Raw genomic sequence first — 15,582 nt, forward strand, 5'->3', positions numbered from 1 at the left:
GGTCACCGAGCAGCGCACCACCGAGGACTACCTGCCGCTGGGCGACATCATGGAGGGCGCGCTCGACGAGATCGAGGCGATCGGTTCACGGTCGGGGGAGATGACCGGTGTGCCGACCGGCTTCACCGACCTCGACTCGCTCACGAACGGTCTGCACCCGGGCCAGATGATCATCATCGCGGCTCGTCCCGCCATGGGTAAGTCGACGCTGGCGCTGGACTTCGCGCGGGCCTGTTCGATCAAGCACAACATGCCCAGCGTGATCTTCTCGCTCGAAATGGGGCGCAACGAGATCGCGATGCGCCTGCTGTCAGCCGAAGCCCGCGTGGCCCTGCACCACATGCGATCCGGCACCATGACCGACGAGGACTGGACACGGCTCGCGCGCCGGATGCCCGACGTCTCGGCCGCACCGCTCTACATCGACGACTCCCCGAACCTGTCCATGATGGAGATCCGCGCCAAGTGCCGGCGCCTCAAGCAGCGCGCCGATCTGAAGCTCGTCGTCATCGACTATCTGCAACTGATGCAGTCGGGCGGCAAGCGGTCCGAGAGCCGACAGCAGGAGGTCTCCGACATGTCGCGAAACCTGAAGCTGCTGGCCAAGGAGCTGGAGCTGCCGGTGATCGCGCTGTCGCAGCTCAACCGTGGTCCCGAACAGCGCACCGACAAGAAGCCCATGGTCTCCGACCTGCGTGAATCCGGATCGATCGAGCAGGACGCGGACATGGTGATCCTGCTGCACCGCGAGGATGCCTACGAGAAGGAGTCACCGCGCGCGGGCGAGGCGGACATCATCGTCGGCAAGCACCGTAACGGCCCGACGGCCACGATCACCGTGGCCTTCCAGGGCCACTACTCGCGCTTCGTGGATATGGCACAGACCTGATCCACTCCCTCTGGGCGCGGTACGGAAGACATGCGCCCGGTCTTCGGGGAAATGCACTCGACGTGCAGTGCCGGGCCGGGTGGACTGAGGGCATGACGACACCCCAGGAAAAGCTCCTTCCCGGCACGCGCCGGGCTCTGTTGCACCGCATCGCCGCCGCTCAGGCCGAGGGGCGGGCACCGTCGCTGGTCGCGGCGGTCGTCCGGGGCGGGGAGCCGGTGTGGCACGGGTCGCGCACCTCGGTGGACGGGCACGGACCGGACGAGAACGTGCAGTACCGGATCGGTTCGATCACCAAGACCTTCACGGCCGTGCTGGTGCTGCGGCTGCGCGACGAGGGACTGCTCGACCTGGGCGACCCGCTGGAGAAGCATCTTCCAGGCACCGGCGCGGGGGAGGCCACCATCGCCCAACTCCTCGCGCACACCGCCGGGCTGGCGGCCGAGACGCCCGGCCCCTGGTGGGAACGCACACCCGGTTCACTGCGCCCCGAGCTCTCCGACGTGCTCGGTGAGCAGCCCTTCCTGCATCCGGCCGGGCGGCTGCATCACTACTCGAACCCCGGCTACACCCTGCTGGGCGCACTGATCGAGAAACTGCGGGGAGTCCCCTGGGAAGAGGCCCTGCGGCGCGAGGTGCTCGACCCGCTGGGCCTGGACCGCACGAGTGGGCAGCCGCAGGCACCCCATGCGGGTGGTTGGGCCGTGCATCCGTGGGCGGACGTCATGATGCCGGAGCCCGCCGAGGACCTCGGCCGGATGGCTCCGGCCGGGCAACTGTGGTCCACCACGGGGGACTTGGCGCGCTTCGCCGTCTTCCTGGCCACGGGGCACGCGGCGGTGCTCAGCGCGGAGTCCCTGCGGGAGATGCGTACGCCCGCGGCCCCCTTGGAAGCCGACCAGCTCGCCTCGGGAGACTCTTACGGGCTGGGACTGCAGGTGCTGCATCGGTCGGGCCGGATCCTGGTGGGTCACTCGGGGTCTCTGCCCGGCTTCCTTGCGGCGCTCGTGATCGGTGTGGAGGACGATGTGGCGGCGGTGGTGCTGTCCAACTGCACCTCCGGCCCGCGGGCGCTGACCGTGGCGACCGATCTCGTACGGATCGTCGCCGAGGCCGAGCCGCGCATTCCCGAGCCATGGCGTCCGGCCGCCGAAGTCGATCAGTCCGTCCTGGACTTGGCCGGCCCCTGGTACTGGGGCACCCAGGCGTGCGCCCTTCGGCTGAGGGCCGACGGCATGGTCGAGCTGGGCCCGCTGGCAGGGGGTGGCCGCGGGTCGCGCTTCCGGGCGAACGGTGACGGGACCTGGACGGGACTCGACGGCTACTACACGGGGGAGCCGCTACGGGCCGTACGGCGCCCGGACGGGTCCCTGAGCCACCTCGACCTCGGTTCGTTCGTCTTCACGCGTCAGCCGTACGACGAGGGTGCTCCTGTGCCGGGTGGAGTGGACCCCGAGGGCTGGCGAGGGATTCGGTAGCCGCTGTCATACGGGGGTCTGTTTCACGTGAAACAGACCCCCGGCGTACGCAGGTGGGCTCAGAGCGCCAGCTTGAAGCCCACGTGTGAGGCCGTGAAGCCGAGCCGCTCGTAGAAGCGGTGGGCGTCAGTGCGGGTGGCGTCGGAGGTCAGCTCGACCAACTGGCACCCCTGGCGCCGGGATTCCTCGATCGCCCACTCGATGAACCGCGTACCGAGACCACTGCCCCGCTCGTCGGAGTGGACGCGCACGCCCTCGATGAGGGAGCGGGTCGCCCCCTTGCGGGACAGCCCGGGAAGGACCGTGAGCTGCAGGGTGCCGACGACGTGTCCCTCGCGCACCGCGACCACCAGGTGCTGATTCGGGTCGGCGCTCAGCCGCTCGAGCGCGGCCAGGTAGGGGGTCAGGTCGTCGGGGGACTCCCGCTGGGCGCCGAGCGGGTCATCGGCGAGCATCGCGACGATGGCGGGGACATCGTCCGAAGCGGCCGGTCGAATCTCAAGATCTCCCATGGCCACAGCGTATCCAGGCACCTGTACGGGCTGTGTGGGTGCCCGGGAGGGGGCAGGAGGGCGTCCCCTGCCTAGGCGGACACGCTCGCCGACTCCACTACGCGGACCAGTGGGGCCAGTTCCGGGGACTTGGCCGCTTCGTCGAGCGCCTCGCGCAGGGCGGTGTCATTGGTGGGCCGTGCCTCTTCGAGGAGCTTGAGGCCGGCCTCGCTGACATTCGTGTAGATGCCGCGGCGGTCGGTCGGGCACAGATAGCGGGCAAGCAGACCACGGTCCTCGAGCCGGGTGACGAGCCGTGTGGTGGCGCTCTGACTGAGCACGACCGCGTCCGCGACCTGCTTCATCTGCAAGTGACCACCCTCGCCGTCGTGCTGTCGGCTGAGCACGTCGAGCAGGGAGTACTCCCTCACGCTGAGGTCGTGCTTGGCCTGCAGGGCGCGCTCGATGTGGGCCTCGATCCTCCCGTGCAGCAGGGAGAGGGCGCACCACCCCTGAGCAAGGGCGGTGAGCGCGGGGTCCGTGGCTGTCATGGCGTGTTCCTCCGTCCCGGAGCAGCTGACACCAGGGTAGAGCACGAGCGCAATAGTCCGCTCTTGCACTTAGCCCGCGTGTGCAACTATTGTGAACGCACGCAAAGCGCTCCTGCAATCGTTTGGGAAGGTGTCCCCACCATGCCTCTCGCGCTTCTGGCCCTCGCGATCGGGGCCTTCGGAATCGGAACCACCGAGTTCGTGATCATGGGTGTGCTGCCTGAGGTCGCCGGTGACTTCGGTGTCTCCATCCCCACGGCCGGACTGCTGGTGACCGGCTATGCCCTCGGCGTGGTGATCGGCGCCCCGATCATGACCGCGCTCGGCACGAAGGTGTCCCGCAAGCGGATGCTGATGCTGCTGATGGGGTTGTTCGTCGTCGGCAACCTGCTCTCCGCCGTCGCCCCGGCCTTCGGGCTGATGCTGGCGGGCCGAGTCGTCGCCTCTCTCGCCCACGGCGCGTTCTTCGGCATCGGATCGGTCGTCGCCGCCGAGCTTGTCGCGCCGGAGAAGAAGGCCGGTGCGATCGCCATGATGTTCAGCGGTCTCACCATCGCCAACGTGGTCGGTGTCCCCCTCGGTACGTTGATCGGGCAGTCCGCGGGCTGGCGGGTCACCTTCGCCGGAGTCGCCGCGCTCGGAGTGATCGGTCTGCTCGGTATCGCCAAGCTGGTCCCCGAGATGCCGAAGCCCGAGGGCGTACATCTCCGCCACGAACTCGCCGCCTTCAAGAACGTCCAGGTCCTGCTGGCCATGGCGATGACCGTGCTCGGCTTCGGAGGTGTCTTCGCGGCCATCACTTACATCGCGCCGATGATGACCCACGTCGGCGGCTTCGCCGACACCTCCGTCACCTGGCTGCTGGTCCTCTTCGGCCTCGGCATGGTCGCCGGAAACCTCATCGGAGGCAGGTTCGCCGACCGCGCCCTGATGCCGATGCTGTACGTGTCCCTGGGCGGCCTCGCCATCGTGCTCGCCCTGTTCACGGTGACCGTGCACAACAAGATCCTGGCGGCCCTCACGATCGCGCTGATCGGCGCCCTCGGGTTCGCGACCGTGCCGCCACTGCAGAAGCGCGTCCTCGACCAGGCGCACGGTGCCCCCACCCTGGCCTCGGCCGTGAACATCGGTGCCTTCAACCTCGGCAACGCCCTTTCGGCCTGGCTCGGTGGCCTCGTCATCGCAGCCGGCCTCGGATACACCGCCCCCAACTGGGTCGGCGCGGCGCTCGCCGCGGGAGCTCTGGTCCTTGCCGTCGTCTCGGCAGCCCTGGAGCGCCGAGCCGATGCCGCCGGCACCGTCGCCGCCTCAAGCGCGTCCCTCGAGCAGCGGACCGCCGTCCACCACTGAGCCACCGAGTAGCAGCCGGCCCCTCACGGCTGAGCCCACCCCCCTGATCGGCCACGCCCGAACAGCACCTCAAGGAGAAAGTCCCTCATGACCACCACCACCGTCGCCGTTGCTCCGCTGACCATCCAGGACGCCGAGGTTCTCGTCTCTGCGGCCCGCCGTGCCGCCGAGGCCGCCGGAGTCACGGTCAGCGTCACCGTTCTCGACGCGGGCGGCCATCTGCTCGCCTTCCGGCGCGACGACCGCGCCGTGCTGATTTCCGGCGAGACCAGCACGCGCAAGGCCTACACGGCCCTCCAGCTGGACTCCGCCACCAGGGAACTGGTCGATGCGGTCCAGCCCGGCGGCCTCTTCCACACCCTGCCCACCGCGCTCGACCGTCCGCTCCTGTTCATCGCGGGCGGTGTTCCGGTCCGTCGCGACGGTCGTCTGATCGGGGCGATCGGGGTCGGTGGCGGAGCGCCCGACCAGGACCACGACTTCGCCGTCGCGGCGGTGGAGACGCTCGTCTGACCGCACCCCCGTAGACAAGCGCCGGTCCCCCACAGACGACGGGGACCGGCGCTTGTCTACGCGGTGAGCGATTCTCCGGGCGGTGGATGCGACTGCACCCCGGCGGCTCTCAGCCCGCTGCCACCGTGAGCGGAGCGAAGCGTCGCGTCCAGTCCCCGGGCAACTCCGAGATCCCGTACGTCATCACCGCGTTGAAGCTCGTGGACTCCAGGCCGTGGTCCTTCGCCCAGGACAGCAGATCTTCGTGCCGTACGTCGATGTCCGTGCGCAGAGGGCGGTCGGTGTGGGCGGCGAGCGAGGCGATGAGTGCCTTCGCCGTTTCGGTGTCACGGGCGATCAGTGGACCCACCACATGGGTGGCCATGTTGGGCCAGGCCGCCGCGTAGCCGATGATCCGGCCGTTCTCCACGGCGACACGCAACTGGTCGGAGAAGGCGGGCAGTCGCGTGATCACATGGGTGCGGTCGGAGCCGAAGACCTCCGCGTCGAGCCGAAGAATCGTGGCGAGATCCTCGGCGGTGGCCGGGCGCGTGGCCACCTTCGGGTTCGGCCCGCCAGGGACGAAGTGTCCACGGACCGACTCGGCGCGGCCCGTGACCTTGAAGCCCAGCTCCTCGTAGAGCGGTCGGCCAAGAGGAGTCGCGTGCAGGGTCAGCGGGGTGGTGCCCATCTCTGCCACGACATGCCGCATCAGGCGTCGGCCGACACCCTGGCGGGCATGCCGCTCGGCGACCAGCACCATTCCGATCGCTCCCAGTTCAAGCCTCTCCGGCGTTCCGTACGCGGTCACGACGCAGGCGGTGACGAGACCGCCGTCGGGGTCGTCGATGCCGTAGCCCGTCCCGGCGGTGAGGAGCAGACCCCACTTGTGTTCCTCACGGGGCCACCCCCGGTTCTCTGACAAATCGGCGCAGGCGGTGAGATCGCGAGGCGTCAGTCGGCGGATGGGCAAAGCGGCGGGGGAAGATGTCGACACGCAGGTCAGGCTGTCTGACATACACCCCTGACGTCCACCTGTTTGCCCAGGGACCTATGCGCTTTTGGTCATGTCATGCCCTAGGTGCGGGCATGGAGGAAGCGTCAGGTGCGGGCATGGAGGAAGCGTCGCCTCCCACAGCGCACGGACAGATGTTTCACGTGAAACAGCGAAGCGTGCCTGGGCCGCTAGCCTCGGCTTCCATGCCACGACTTCATCTCTTCGACCTTGACGGAACGTTGATGTACGGGAGTTCCGCGCCCCAGGAGATCTCACGGCAGATCGGTCTGGAGGCCGAGACTGTTGCGCTTGACCAAGCGATCTCGGCAGGACGGATCGGTCCGCCGGAGTACGCCGCACAGGTGCACGCCTTGTGGGCGGATCTCAGGGAGGAACATGTGGCGGCGGCCTTCGAGGGCGCGCCGTGGCTGTCCGGCATCGAGGACGTCTGGGCGGAGATCAGAGGCAATGGCGACTACTGCGCCGTCATCTCCCTCTCGCCCTCGTTCTTCGTCGAGCGACTGACGGCGTGGGGTGCGCACGCGGCATACGGTTCTCGCTTTCCCGCTCTGCCGTTCAGCGAGCCCGTTGATCTCGCGGGCATTCTCAGCGCTGCGGCGAAGGTGCAGATCGCGGACCGGCTCTGTGAAGAGTTCGGGGTGACGTGGGCCGATTGTGTCGCCTATGGCGACTCGCTGTCCGACAAGGACCTGTTCGAGACGGTGCCGGTCTCCGTCGCGGTCAATGCGGATCGGCATCTGGCAGGCCTCGCCACGCACTCCTACGTGGGGCGGGACCTGTGGGATGCCTATGAATTGGTCCGACGCGCCTTGTAATTAAGGCAGTTGAGAGTGGGGCGCCGCCCCTTCGGGCGGAAGGCGGGGGGTACTTGTTTGTGGGGCGGCTGCCGGTATGGTCGACTCCGGTTCGCGTCCATCGTGATGTACGCACGTCTCGCGGGGCACGAACGCAGGCCAATGCAGCGTAACGGGACGGAGAGATCGAAGACCCGTATTTTCCGTTATGCGGCCGGGTGTTGACTCGGAGTGGGATGCTGCTGTGAGAGTAGTGCGGCCAATGTCACATTCTCGCCTTACTTGTCCGTACAGAGTGGGAATCCGGGTTGAATGTGGCCGCATTGGCCGGTGGGGACTGAACGGGGCAGGAAAGCAAGTCGTCTACGGGGGAAAGTAGGCATCTTCCGACCGCGGAAGTGCGCAGACCGACCGAAAGATGTTCGAGGCGAGGCACACCATGGACGCTCCGACCACCACGTCGGCCGACAACGGCACTTCCGGAGGCAATGGCGGGGGCGGCTGGTTCACGCCGCGCAAGGAACCACTGCCGTCCGATGGGGAGAGAGAGCCCGCCGACGGCCGCCGTCTGGCAGCGATGCGCCCGGTCGGCCGACCCGCCGCGGGTCGGGGGACGACACAGCAGGAACGAATATCCTCCGCCGTGGAGGCAGAGCCGACTTCCCAGCAGGCCGCACCCACTGAGGTCCCACGCCCAGAGCCGGAGCCCGCCCACACATCCGCTCGGCCGTTGTCAGGTCCGGCCGGGCCCGACCACGGGCCTGCGCAGTCCGATGCCGGCCCGGAGCAGTCCGTGTTCGGACGGGAGTGGACGGATCCCGGGCGTGAGCAGTCCGGCCCTGGCCCGCAGCCGCGTGTACCCGCCCAGGGGCAGCGCCTTGCCGAGCCTCGCGTCCCGGTCCAGGAGCAGGGGTTCCGCGAGCCTCCTGTGCCCTTCGACGGGCCGCGGTTGTCTGAACCTCCCGCTCCCTTTGACAGGCCGCGGTCGCCCGAGCCTCCCGTATCCCTTCAGGCGCCCCCGCTGCCCGAGCCGGGACCCTCCGGCCCGGAGCCGCGGATGCCCGCCCAGAGGTCCGCCCCCACTCCGCAGCCGTCTCCGGACGCCGTGCTCATCCGCCGGACCATGACCGAGGTCGGCCCCGTCGCCGACAAGGTCACTTCTTACTTCTACGCACTCCTCTTCGTGCGCCACCCGGATCTGCGGTCGCTGTTCCCCGCGGCGATGGACACCCAGCGAGACCGACTGCTCAAGGCGCTGCTGACCGCCGCCGAACACATCGACAACACCCCGGTTCTCGTCGATTACCTGCAGAACCTCGGCCGTGGCCACCGTAAGTACGGCACCCGGCCCGAGCACTACCCGGCCGTCGGTGAGTGCCTCATCGGCTCGCTCAGCCGGTTCGCCTCGGCGATCTGGGACGCCGAGACCGAGGCGGCCTGGGTGCGCGCGTACACGACGATCTCCCAGGTGATGATCGACGCGGCGGCCGTGGACGAGTTGCGCGCCCCCGCCTGGTGGTACGCCGAAGTCGTCGCGCACGACCTCAGGACGCCGGACATCGCCGTCATCACGGTCCGCCCCGACCAGCCGTACCCCTTCCTCGCCGGGCAGTACACAAGCCTGGAGACGCCGTGGTGGCCGCGTATCTGGCGGCACTACTCCTTCGCCTCGGCGCCCCGGTCCGACGGACTGCTGTCGTTCCATGTGAAGGCGGTGCCGGCGGGCTGGGTCTCCAACGCGCTGGTACACCGTGCCCGTCCCGGTGACATCATCCGGCTCGGGCCGCCGGCCGGATCGATGACCGTCGACCACACCACCGACAGCGGACTGCTCTGCCTCGGCGGCGGCACCGGCATCGCGCCCATCAAGGCGCTGGTCGAGGACGTAGCCGAGCATGGGGAGCGGCGGCCGGTCGAGGTCTTCTACGGTGCCCGCACCGATCACGACCTGTACGACATCGACACGATGCTGCGGCTGCAGCAGAGCCACCCCTGGCTTGCCGTGCGCCCGGTCGTCGACCAGCGGGCGCATCTCCATCTGCCCGACGCCGTACGCGAGTACGGCCCGTGGAACGAGTACGACGCCTATCTCTCGGGGCCACCCGGCATGATCCGCAGCGGGGTGGACGCTCTGAGGGAAGCGGGCATCCCGTCGGACCGCATACGCCACGACTCGGTCGAGGAACTCGTCGCGGCCGGGGACTGACCGGGCCCATCCGGCAGGCGGGGCCACGACCCCGGCCCGAAGAGCCTCAGCCCAGGTCCGGTGCGTGCATCGCCCGCACGCCTTCGATGTTCCCGTCGAGATAGTGCCGCAGGGACAGCGGTACGAGGTGGACGGAGGCGATGCCGACCCGGGTGAACGGCACCCGCACGATCTCGTACTCGCCGCAGGGCTCGTCCACCTCGGGGCCGTGCCGCTGGGACGGATCCATGGACTCCAGTCGGCAGACGAAGAAGTGCTGCACCTTCACGCCGGTGGCGCCGCCGTCATCACCGATGTGCTCGACGGTGTCGACGAAGCAGGGCACCACATCGGTGATCTTGGCGCCGAGTTCCTCGTGCACCTCGCGATGGAGTGCGTCGACGACAGTCGTGTCTTCCGGTTCGACCCCGCCACCCGGTGTCAGCCAGTAGGGATCGACGCCGGGTTTGGTGCGCTTGATCAAGATCAGGTCGTTGCCATCGAGCAGGACGGCGCGGGCGGTGCGCTTGACCACGGGTCGGACGGTCATGGGAGAAATGTGGCCCGGCTGGTTCCACGTGAAACATCGCGGAGCCCCGAGGCACTCAGGAAGGGCCCAGAAAGCCCCCTGGGAGGCTCAGGGAGCCCTCCGGGAGGCCTAGGGAGTCACGGGAGGCCCGCGGGGGCATCAGGACCAGTCGGCCGCGGCGTGGAGCAGCCGGTCGTGCGCCCGTGCGATGTGCGGCATGGCCAGCGTGCCGGTGCGGACCACCAGGAAGTACGTACGCAGCGGAGGCACCGCCGGGTCGAGAAGCGCGACCACCTCACCTCGTTCCAGGGCTCCGGCGCACAGATACCGGGGCAGCACCGCGAGGCCCGCGCCCGTGGCGGCGCAGGCGAGCACGGCGCGCAGATCGGGGACGACGACGGTGCCCGATGTGGCCGGGTGGGAGTCGAAGACGGATGCCCAGTAGCGGGCGACGAGCGGCAGCGACTCGTGCACTTCGACCACGGGGAAGTTCTCCAGGGCCGGCGAGCCCTTTCGGCGGAGCTTTCCGGCACCTACACGGGCGGCCCAGCGCGGGGCGGCGACCAGCACGTGCTCCTCGTCGCAGAGCGGAGTCGCGGTGAGCAGGGTGCCCCGGGGACGGGCCGTGGTGATGGCCAGATCATGATGTCCGGCGGCGAGCCCTTCCAGTGTCTCCTCGGCGTTGCCGAAGGAGGCACGCAGCGCGAAACCCTGGCCGTCCTCGCCCGTCAGCTCCGTGAGCGCGGGCAGCGCCCGCTCGGCGGTGAACTCCGGTGGCCCGGCCAGATGCAGGGTGCGCAGTGACGAGTCCTCGTCGAGTCCGGTCTCGGCGATCTCTATCAGGGCGTCGAGATGCGGCGCGGCCTTGTGGGCGAGCTCGTCACCGATCGTCGTGGGGGTCACCCCACGGGCCTGACGAAGAAAGAGCGGCCGCCCCAGCTGGCGCTCCAACGTGCGGATCTGTGAGGTGACGGCAGGCTGAGAGAGACCGAGCAGCGCGGCGGCGCGAGTGAAGGAACCGGCCCGATGCACGGTCACAAATGTGCGCAGCAGGGCCAAATCCATGGTGCCCCTCCCCTCCCAGCACCCCCGACCGAGCCCCAACTATAAATAAGTCGATAGGTCTCTGTCGCTACTGTGATTGGACACTGACACAGAGTCAACTAGCCTTGTTCGCGCGGTTCTTCGCGCACAGAACCGGGACGGTCCGAGCCACGAGGGGGGAGGCTCGGACCGTCCGTCGTGCGTAGCGAGGTACCAAGCGGACAGCCTGGATGTATGCCGCAGGATACTCACCGGTCGTTCAGGGAGGGGTCACTCCGCGGATTCGTCGAGCGCGCGCAGTACGTCCGCTACCAGGTCCTCGGGGTCCTCGGCGCCGGCCGAGAAACGGATGAAGCCCTCCGGCACCGCGTCGCCGCCCCATCGGCCGCGCCGCTCGGCGGTGGACCGCACCCCGCCGAAACTCGTCGCGTCGTCCACCAGACGCAGCGAGTCGAGGAAACGGTCGGCACGCGCGCGCGTGGGCAGCGTGAAGGACACCACGCATCCGAAGCGCCGCATCTGCTGCGAGGCGATCTTGTGCGAGGGGTCGTCGGGCAGTCCCGGATAACGCAGCCCGGTCACCTCGGGCCGGCCGTGCAGCGCCTCGGCGATCACCAGGGCGTTGCCGTTCTGCCGGTCGGCACGCAGCTGGAGGGTGGCGAGGGAGCGATGGGCCAGCCAGGCCTCCATGGGGCCGGGAATCGCTCCGACGATCTTCCGCCAGCGCCGCACGGGCGCCATCAGGTCGGCGTCGAGCGCGGTGACGTATCCGAGGAGGATGTCGCCGTGCCCGGTGAGCATCTTGGTGCCGCTGGCGACCGAGAAGTCGGCACCCAGCTCCAGCGGGCGCTGCCCGAGCGGGGTCGCCAGCGTGTTGTCGACCGCGACGAGCGTGCCCTGCGCGTGGGCCGCCGCGACAAGCCGTCGTACGTCGCAGACGTCGAGCCCCGGGTTCGACGGGGTCTCGATCCACAGCAGCTTCGCGCCGTCGAGCACCTCGAGCTGGGCGTCGCCGCCGGTCGGGGCGGTGCGTACCTCGATGCCGTACGCGGTGAGCTGCTCGCGCACCAGTGGCAGCACCTGATAGCCGTCGACGGGCAGGACCACCACGTCTCCGGCCTTCAGCTGGGAGAAGAGCACCGCCGAGACGGCGGCCATCCCGGAGGGGAAGGCGAGCGTCGTGACACCGTCCTGCCCGGGCGCCTCCAACTCGCCGATGGCGCGCTCCAGGAGCGTCCAGGTCGGGTTCTCGTCACGACCGTAGGTGTACGGGCCGGTCGGATCGCCCGGCAGATGGAAGTGCGCGGCGAAGACCGGGCCCGGAAGCGTCGGCTCGTATTTGACGGGGTCGGGCAGCCCCGCCCGTACCGCTCGTGTGCCGTCGCCGCTTCCCGTGACGAAATCCCCTGACGTCATGCTGCCCGTCCCTCCAGTTCTTGCTGTACAGCGGCGAGCAGTCCGGGGCTCGCCGCCTCCACCATCTCAAGACATTCCTCGAAGCCGTCCATGGGTCCGTAATACGGATCCGGAACGTCCAGGTAGTCGCCCGCGTCGGGGTCGTACGACCGCAGCAGCCGGACCTTCGCCGCGTCCTCGGGAGTGGGCGCGAGCTGACGCAGGGCTGTGAGGTGGCCGGAGTCGAGGGCGATCACGAGGTCGAGGCGGGAGAACCACGAGGCGTGGAACTGGCGGGCCGCATGGCCGCTCTCGTAGCCGGCCGCCTCCAGGACGGCGACGGTGCGCGAGTCCGCACCGTCGCCCTCGTGCCAGCCGCCCGTGCCCGCGCTGTCGACCTCTACCAGGCCGTCGAGTCCGGCTTCTTCTATGCGGGCACGGAAGGCGGACTCGGCCATCGGCGAGCGGCAGATGTTGCCGGTACAGACGAAACAGACGCGATAGGACATCGGACGCTCTCAGTCCTCGCCGTCGGGCAGCACGACATTGAGCGCCCAGGACACGACCGAGATGATCAGGCCGCCCACTACGGCGGTCCAGAAGCCCTCCACATGGAAACTGAGGTCGAGCTTGCCGGCCAGCCACGAGGTGAGGAGCAGCATCAGGGCGTTGACCACGAGGGTGATCAGGCCGAGCGTCAGAATGAAGAGCGGGAAGGTCAGCACCTTCACCACCGGCTTGACCAGGAAGTTCACCAGACCGAAGACCAGGGCGACCACCAGCAGCGTGCCGACCTTCTTGCCGGTGCTGGTCCCTGTCAGGGTGATCTTGTCGAGCAGCCACACCGCGACGGCCAGGGCCCCCGCGTTGGCGATCGTCTTGACTACGAAATTCTTCATGTGTCTGATCGTGGCAGAAGAGATCGACTGGCGAGCAAGGCTGTGGACACAGCTTTCGGAGCACGGGAGTGGACGAGGGCGATGAAGGCATTCCGGCTGGACGAACTGGAGGCGGAACGGGCCGCCAACGACGGCGCCTACCTACAGTTTCTGCGCGAACGGAACATGTCGGTCGGCCTGTATGCGCTCGACGCGGGCGAGCCCGACCCGCAGAAGCCGCACCAGCAGGACGAGGTGTACTTCGTCGTGAGCGGCCGCGCTTCGATCACGGTCGGCCTGGAGACCACCCAGGTCGCACGCGGCAGCGTCGTCTACGTACCCGCGGGGGTCGCCCACAAGTTCCACCACGTCACCGAGGACCTGCGCGTTCTGGTGGTGTTCTCTCCGCCCGAGAGCTGACGGGGGCCTCAGGGTTCCCTAGGGGAACGGTCAGGGGAGGACAAGGGGTGCGGGGCCCCCGTCGGCCCCTTCGCGGCCCTAGCATCGAATGCAGGACATCACAGAACCCGGAATCAGAGTCCCGGACTTGGGGCCACGGGCGTAGAGAGGCTAAGGACAAGGGCGATGCGAGAGATCTTCGGCGGGATGCCGTGGTGGGTGAAGTGGATCGCGGTGCCGGTCATCGCTCTGGTCGTGTTCGGCACGGTGATAGTCAGCGTGCTCAGTGTGTTGATCGGCCTGCTTTTCAAGGTCCTGATCTTCGTCGCCCTCGTCGGCGGATTGATCTACGTAGTACGGAAGTTCATGTCGAGTTCGTCGTCGCGCAGCGGCTGGTGAGACACAACCGGGTGAGTAACGGGTAACGGGCAGGTCAGGAAAGGGAACTCAAGGTTCCCTCGGCCGAGGGAAGTTTTCCGGCGAGGCCGTCTGCGTGCGGTGATGGGCGGTTACAGTCCGGAATTCCACGCGGGGCCGACCCCCGCGGGCAGCGCACAGCCCCCTCCCGTGTCCCCCCGCACGGGCGGTTCCCCTCGCGCTTCGGGAGTGCCCCTTGGCCACGGTTGACACCGCACCCGCACAATCACCCGCCCCACCCCTCCAGCGGTCCAGCGCTTCCGCGGGGACATGTCTCCCGCCCACCCAACCGCGCACCTCGCCCGCCGAGGCGCGTACCCCCCTGCCGGAGGCACGCACTCCTCCCCTGGAAGCCGTCTCGCCGGAGCCGCATCCCACGACCCTGATCGGCTCCGTGCAGCGGGCGATGCGCCTGCTGGAGGCCGTTGCCGCGCGCGAGCACGGGGCGCCCGCGAAGCAGCTCGCCAGGGAGGCCGGGCTCGCGCTGCCGACGGCCTACCACCTGCTGCGGACCCTGGTCCACGAGGGCTATCTCTGCCGTGACAAGGGGCTGTTCTTCCTCGGTGAGGCCGCCGAGCGGTTGGGCAGCAGCGGAGCGCAGCAGAAACGTCGCAGCACGGTGAGCGAGACGCTCGCCCAGTGGCGCGATTCGGTCGGTGCGCCCGTGTACTACGCGGTCTACCGTGACGGCGAGATCGAGGTCATGTGCGTCGCCGACACCCCAGGGAATCCGGCCGTGGAGGAGTGGGCGGACTTCCGGGAGACCGGACACGCCCATGCGATCGGCCAGTGTCTGCTGTCCCAGCTCGACGAGAAGGCCCGTCGGGATCATCTCGACCGCTACCCCGTGCAGTCGATCACTCCCTATACGGTGCGTGACAACGTCAGTCTGCTGCGGCGGCTGGAGCGGACGGGACGGATGGAGCCCGTCGTCGAGCGCCAGGAGTACGCGCTGGGCACGGTCTGCGCGGCCCTTCCCATCACGGTCGGCACAACTGCCGCCGCAATGGCCATTTCTCTCCCTCTTCACCAGGCCGATCGACTGCTGCCTGCGGCACGACAATTGCAAGGTGAGATCGGCAGACTACTGGGGACACTCTCGATCTCTATCAGCATCTGAAAACTCACTCCTTGTGATCTCTTGTGTACGTTGAGCAATATTTCAGCAGAGTCAGGGGGATGATTCCTGGCCAGTCGACGGCAAACGACGGGGTAGGCGATGCGCGAGTCGGTCCAGGCAGAGGTCATGATGAGCTTCCTCGTTTCGGAGGAGCTCTCTTTCCGCATTCCGGTGGAGCTGCGATACGAGACCTGTGATCCCTATGCCGTGCGGCTGACCTTCCACTTGCCCGGCGACGCGCCCGTGACCTGGGCGTTCGGGCGGGAGTTGCTGATCGACGGCGTGGGACGGCCGTGCGGTGACGGGGATGTGCACATCGCGCCCGCCGACCCGGAGGCGTTCGGTGAGGTGCTGATCCGGCTCCAGGTGGGTGGCGATCACGCGCTGTTCCGGTCCGGGGCGGCGCCGCTCGTCGCCTTCCTCGACCGCACGGACAAGCTGGTGCCGCTGGGGCAGGAGCGTTCCCTCGCGGACTTCGACGCCCATCTCGACGAGGCGCTGGACCGCATCCTGGCGGAGGAGCAGAGCGCGGGCTGAAGCCCCAGCACCCTC

18 protein-coding genes are annotated in these 15,582 nt (G+C 68.5%); 10 read left to right on the forward strand and 8 right to left on the reverse strand.

Features of this window, described 5'->3' with window-relative positions:
- Together dnaB and AQJ27_RS33385 are read left to right on the forward strand one after the other, a co-directional pair.
- On the forward strand, window positions 1-889 hold an 889-nt coding region (gene dnaB / locus AQJ27_RS33380; RefSeq protein ID WP_067376741.1), incomplete at its 5' end, for a replicative DNA helicase.
- A gap of 92 nt (window positions 890-981) precedes the next feature.
- A complete protein-coding gene (locus AQJ27_RS33385) occupies window positions 982-2,367 on the forward strand; it encodes a serine hydrolase domain-containing protein (protein ID WP_067376745.1) in 1,386 nt (461 codons plus the stop codon).
- A gap of 59 nt (window positions 2,368-2,426) precedes the next feature.
- On the opposite strand, the gene AQJ27_RS33390 is transcribed toward AQJ27_RS33385, so the two are convergent.
- On the reverse strand, window positions 2,427-2,879 hold the full coding sequence (locus AQJ27_RS33390; protein ID WP_067376748.1) for a GNAT family N-acetyltransferase: 453 nt from the start codon (window positions 2,877-2,879) through the stop codon (window positions 2,427-2,429).
- A 71-nt stretch (window positions 2,880-2,950) separates the two neighbouring features.
- Window positions 2,951-3,409, reverse strand: coding sequence for a MarR family winged helix-turn-helix transcriptional regulator (locus AQJ27_RS33395; RefSeq protein WP_067376750.1), 459 nt, complete (start codon window positions 3,407-3,409; stop codon window positions 2,951-2,953).
- Between the two features lie 141 nt (window positions 3,410-3,550).
- Here AQJ27_RS33395 and AQJ27_RS33400 point away from each other — a divergent pair, with 141 nt between their 5' ends.
- Window positions 3,551-4,759, forward strand: a complete 1,209-nt coding sequence (locus tag AQJ27_RS33400) for an MFS transporter (protein WP_067376753.1) — start codon at window positions 3,551-3,553, stop codon at window positions 4,757-4,759.
- A gap of 87 nt (window positions 4,760-4,846) precedes the next feature.
- Complete coding sequence (locus tag AQJ27_RS33405; RefSeq protein ID WP_067376756.1) at window positions 4,847-5,272, forward strand: GlcG/HbpS family heme-binding protein; 426 nt, start codon at window positions 4,847-4,849, stop codon at window positions 5,270-5,272.
- Window positions 5,273-5,381: 109 nt separating this feature from the next.
- On the opposite strand, the gene AQJ27_RS33410 is transcribed toward AQJ27_RS33405, so the two are convergent.
- Window positions 5,382-6,269, reverse strand: a complete 888-nt coding sequence (locus AQJ27_RS33410) for a GNAT family N-acetyltransferase (protein WP_079065431.1) — start codon at window positions 6,267-6,269, stop codon at window positions 5,382-5,384.
- Window positions 6,270-6,451: 182 nt separating this feature from the next.
- Between AQJ27_RS33410 and AQJ27_RS33415 the strand changes: the two genes are divergently transcribed.
- Both AQJ27_RS33415 and AQJ27_RS33420 read left to right on the forward strand, forming a co-directional pair.
- Window positions 6,452-7,084: an HAD family hydrolase gene (locus AQJ27_RS33415; protein WP_067377195.1), complete on the forward strand. Its 633-nt coding sequence runs from the start codon at window positions 6,452-6,454 to the stop codon at window positions 7,082-7,084.
- Between the two features lie 397 nt (window positions 7,085-7,481).
- The gene (locus AQJ27_RS33420) at window positions 7,482-9,269 is read left to right on the forward strand and encodes a globin domain-containing protein (protein WP_096240139.1); all 1,788 of its coding nucleotides are present in this window, start codon (window positions 7,482-7,484) and stop codon (window positions 9,267-9,269) included.
- Window positions 9,270-9,315: 46 nt separating this feature from the next.
- Here the strand turns inward: AQJ27_RS33420 and AQJ27_RS33425 are convergent, their stop codons facing one another.
- The 5 genes from AQJ27_RS33425 to AQJ27_RS33445 form a co-directional block, all read right to left on the reverse strand.
- Window positions 9,316-9,798, reverse strand: a complete 483-nt coding sequence (locus AQJ27_RS33425) for an NUDIX domain-containing protein (protein ID WP_067376764.1) — start codon at window positions 9,796-9,798, stop codon at window positions 9,316-9,318.
- A gap of 138 nt (window positions 9,799-9,936) precedes the next feature.
- Window positions 9,937-10,842, reverse strand: a complete 906-nt coding sequence (locus AQJ27_RS33430; protein WP_067376767.1) for a LysR family transcriptional regulator — start codon at window positions 10,840-10,842, stop codon at window positions 9,937-9,939.
- Window positions 10,843-11,091: 249 nt separating this feature from the next.
- Entirely contained in the window at window positions 11,092-12,237 is a 1,146-nt protein-coding gene (locus AQJ27_RS33435; RefSeq protein WP_067376770.1) for a cystathionine gamma-lyase, read from the reverse strand.
- The gene (locus AQJ27_RS33440; protein ID WP_067376773.1) at window positions 12,234-12,725 is read right to left on the reverse strand and encodes a low molecular weight protein-tyrosine-phosphatase; all 492 of its coding nucleotides are present in this window, start codon (window positions 12,723-12,725) and stop codon (window positions 12,234-12,236) included. The genes AQJ27_RS33435 and AQJ27_RS33440 overlap by 4 nt, the downstream gene beginning before the upstream one ends.
- 9 nt (window positions 12,726-12,734) lie before the next feature.
- Window positions 12,735-13,115, reverse strand: a complete 381-nt coding sequence (locus tag AQJ27_RS33445; RefSeq protein WP_054236467.1) for a phage holin family protein — start codon at window positions 13,113-13,115, stop codon at window positions 12,735-12,737.
- A gap of 81 nt (window positions 13,116-13,196) precedes the next feature.
- Between AQJ27_RS33445 and AQJ27_RS33450 the strand changes: the two genes are divergently transcribed.
- From AQJ27_RS33450 to AQJ27_RS33465, 4 genes are all read left to right on the forward strand, one after another.
- The gene (locus tag AQJ27_RS33450; RefSeq protein ID WP_067376775.1) at window positions 13,197-13,514 is read left to right on the forward strand and encodes a cupin domain-containing protein; all 318 of its coding nucleotides are present in this window, start codon (window positions 13,197-13,199) and stop codon (window positions 13,512-13,514) included.
- Between the two features lie 165 nt (window positions 13,515-13,679).
- The gene (locus tag AQJ27_RS33455; RefSeq protein WP_067376778.1) at window positions 13,680-13,892 is read left to right on the forward strand and encodes a DUF5326 family protein; all 213 of its coding nucleotides are present in this window, start codon (window positions 13,680-13,682) and stop codon (window positions 13,890-13,892) included.
- Window positions 13,893-14,232: 340 nt separating this feature from the next.
- The gene (locus AQJ27_RS33460) at window positions 14,233-15,030 is read left to right on the forward strand and encodes an IclR family transcriptional regulator (RefSeq protein ID WP_079065449.1); all 798 of its coding nucleotides are present in this window, start codon (window positions 14,233-14,235) and stop codon (window positions 15,028-15,030) included.
- A gap of 99 nt (window positions 15,031-15,129) precedes the next feature.
- A complete protein-coding gene (locus tag AQJ27_RS33465; RefSeq protein ID WP_067376783.1) occupies window positions 15,130-15,567 on the forward strand; it encodes an SsgA family sporulation/cell division regulator in 438 nt (145 codons plus the stop codon).
- Window positions 15,568-15,582 lie beyond the last annotated feature (15 nt).

This window comes from Streptomyces olivochromogenes (assembly GCF_001514115.1).
Lineage (GTDB): Bacteria > Actinomycetota > Actinomycetes > Streptomycetales > Streptomycetaceae > Streptomyces > Streptomyces olivochromogenes.